Here is a 2623-nt window from a genome sequence, read left to right as displayed (position 1 = left end):
TTAGGCTGCCGCCATTCTCCCCGACCACTCGCTCATGTCAGCCGACTCCCTCCGCATCGCCGGCGCCCAGATGGCGCCGGTCTGGCTCGACCGCCACGCGACGCTCGCGAAGGTGGTCTCAGCGATTCACGCCGCCGCCGACGATGACGTGCAATTGCTCGCCTTTCCCGAGGCGTTCGTCCCCGGTTACCCGTGGTGGATTGAGTGGACGGAAGGCGCACGCTTCGACTCCGCCGTGCAGAAGGCGTTGCATGCGCATTATCTCGATCAGGCGGTCCAGATCGAAGCAGGGCATTTGCAGGACGTGTGCGCCGCGGCCAAGGATCGAGGAATCACGGTGGTGCTGGGGATTATCGAGCGGCCGCTCGATCGCGGTGGCCATAGCGTCTACGCCAGCCTCGTCACGATCAACGCGGACGGAATCATCGCGAATGTCCATCGCAAGCTGATGCCGACGTACGAGGAGCGGCTGTCGTGGTCGCCCGGTGATGGGCACGGATTGCGCACGCAGCGTGTCGGTGCGTTTACGCTGGGGGCGTTGAACTGCTGGGAGAACTGGATGCCGTTGGCGCGCGCAAGTCTGTACGGACAGGGCGAAGACCTGCACGTCGCGCTCTGGCCGGGGAGCGTGCGTAACACGGAGGAGATCACGCGCTTCATGGCGCGTGAGGGACGTTCTTATGTGCTGTCGGTAGCCGGACTGCTCCGGCGCGATCAGGTCCCCGAGCAGACGCCGCATTACGAACTACTGCAGTGCGTGCTGCCCGAGGTGATGGGTGAGGGCGGCACCTGCATTGCCGGACCGGACGCATCGTGGCTGGTGGCACCGGTCGCTCACGACGAGCGCATTATTGCTGCCGAGGTGCACCACGTGCGTGTCCGGGAGGAACGGCAGAACTTCGATGCGATGGGACATTACGCCCGTCCCGACGTGCTCCGGCTCGAGGTGAATCGTTCGAGGCAACGCGCGGTGCGGTTCAGCGACGAGGCTGCTCAGTAGCGTTGGAGTAGGCGTTCGGCTGTTTTCGAAAAATGGTTCTTCCGGATTTCGTATGGGTGCATCTCGCCCGACACGCCCGTGAGACGGTGCGGCCGCGGCCGGCCGCTGAAACGCACGGACGAACCACCGGCACGTCGACACGCGGCCGATGGTTCAGTGAGGAATGCTACAGCGGCGAGGACTGCGGCAACGGATCGAGCTGCCAACGACCTCACCGCGGATTCGCACAGACACGACGCGGATGGAGGCCGCACGAGACCACGGACGATGGCGCGGTGTTTTTCAAGTGGTTTGTCGTTGATCCGCGTGGTGTCCTCGTCAATCCGCGGCAAGGCAATACCGTGGGCATTCCCCCCCCGCATGGTGTGACGGGGACATGCAGCAATCGGGCCCCATCACAGGCGGAACCGGTGCGCTTTGATGGCGCCGGCAGCGGCACGTTCATACCGACGAATGCGCAGTCGGACGATTCCGGGACGGCGGCCCATGACGGCGCGCGGCGGTGGGCGGCGGGCAAGCTGCGGCGCGCCGGCCGGCCCTCGCGTGGTCGGTGATCACGCCGTATGCTCGCTGGAAACTCGACCGAGCCCGATTGCCTTTCCTATCCTGAGTGGATGCACGACGGTCCCGATTGAATTTCCTGTTCTGCGACGAAACGCAGCGCGGGTTGCAGGTGATGCGCGGGCCGACGCGCTTGATAGCGTCGCTGATATACGGTAGCGGGATGCGGGTGATGGAGTGCTGTACGCTACGCGTGAAGGATGTGGACCTGTCGCGCGGCGAGATTGTGATCCGATCGGGGAAGGGGCAGAAGGATCGCGTGACCGTGTTGCCGCGGCGCCTTCTGCCAGCGTTGCGGGTGCACCTCGAGCGCATGGCGGCGCAGCACGCGGCCGATGCGACGACTGGCGGCGGCTGCCTGGCGTTGCCGGATGCGCTGCGCCGAAAACTTGGCGACCGTGCGGCACGGGGCTGGCCGTGGCCGCGGATCTTTCCGACCACGCGGAGCTTCCGCGCCGCTGGCACCGGCAAATGTCGACGACATCATTAACACGAGCGCGTGCTGCAGCGAGGAGCTGCGAACGCGGTGCGCGAGGCGCAGATCGGCAAGCGCGCGTCGAGTCATACCTTCCGGCATAGCTTCGCCACGCACCTATTGGCGTCGGGGTCGGACATTCGCACGATTCAGGAACTGCTGGGGCACAAGGACGTGCGGACGACGATCGTTTATCTGCAGGTGATAAATCGGGGCGGGCTTGGGGTCGGAGTCCGCTGGATGGGCTGGGGTGAAGGGCGAGTAGGGAGTAGGGAGTAGGGAGTAGGGAGGGCGTCGTGTGCCGCGTTGTTATGCGTCGGAGGCTATCGAGGCGTTGCGCGTTAGATCGGTCGAGCTAACGCCGCGGCTGGTGCTGGCGGCTGGGACGACGCGTGGGGTTTGAGCATGCCGGACGACTTGCGGTGTGGCGTGCCGAGTGGGAGAATGGGGGAGTGCTCATGTTAGATTGTAGTTCGGGCGATACATCGGTCGAGCTAATAGGCGTTAGACCGCTAGAACGAACCTCGCGCATACTGTGATCGCAGGGAGTCCCCATGTCCGAGCGCGCGGCGCCAGCCGCGACCAGC

Annotated in this window: 4 protein-coding genes; all 4 read left to right on the top strand. The window is 65.1% G+C overall.

The features are described from left to right. Positions 1-34: 34 nt before the first annotated feature. Entirely contained in the window at positions 35-1000 is a 966-nt protein-coding gene (locus ACLL97_RS04995) for a carbon-nitrogen hydrolase family protein (RefSeq protein WP_411279381.1), read from the top strand. Between the two features lie 275 nt (positions 1001-1275). After that, a complete protein-coding gene (locus ACLL97_RS04990; protein ID WP_411279380.1) occupies positions 1276-1554 on the top strand; it encodes a hypothetical protein in 279 nt (92 codons plus the stop codon). Between the two features lie 77 nt (positions 1555-1631). Next, the gene (locus tag ACLL97_RS04985; protein ID WP_411279379.1) at positions 1632-2051 is read left to right on the top strand and encodes a tyrosine-type recombinase/integrase; all 420 of its coding nucleotides are present in this window, start codon (positions 1632-1634) and stop codon (positions 2049-2051) included. Between the two features lie 9 nt (positions 2052-2060). Further along, entirely contained in the window at positions 2061-2315 is a 255-nt protein-coding gene (locus tag ACLL97_RS04980; RefSeq protein ID WP_411279378.1) for a tyrosine-type recombinase/integrase, read from the top strand. Positions 2316-2623: the final 308 nt, after the last annotated feature.

It is taken from the genome of Gemmatimonas sp. (assembly GCF_046594945.1).
In the GTDB taxonomy this organism is placed as follows: Bacteria; Gemmatimonadota; Gemmatimonadetes; order Gemmatimonadales; family Gemmatimonadaceae; genus Gemmatimonas.
This window is presented reverse-complemented; position numbering and strand designations above follow the sequence as displayed.

What these genes read in the sequence shown, in the direction of transcription:
- ACLL97_RS04995 (WP_411279381.1), top strand. Translation starts at nt 35, where the DNA reads ATGTCAGCCGACTCCCTCCGCATCGCCGGCGCCCAGATGGCGCCGGTC.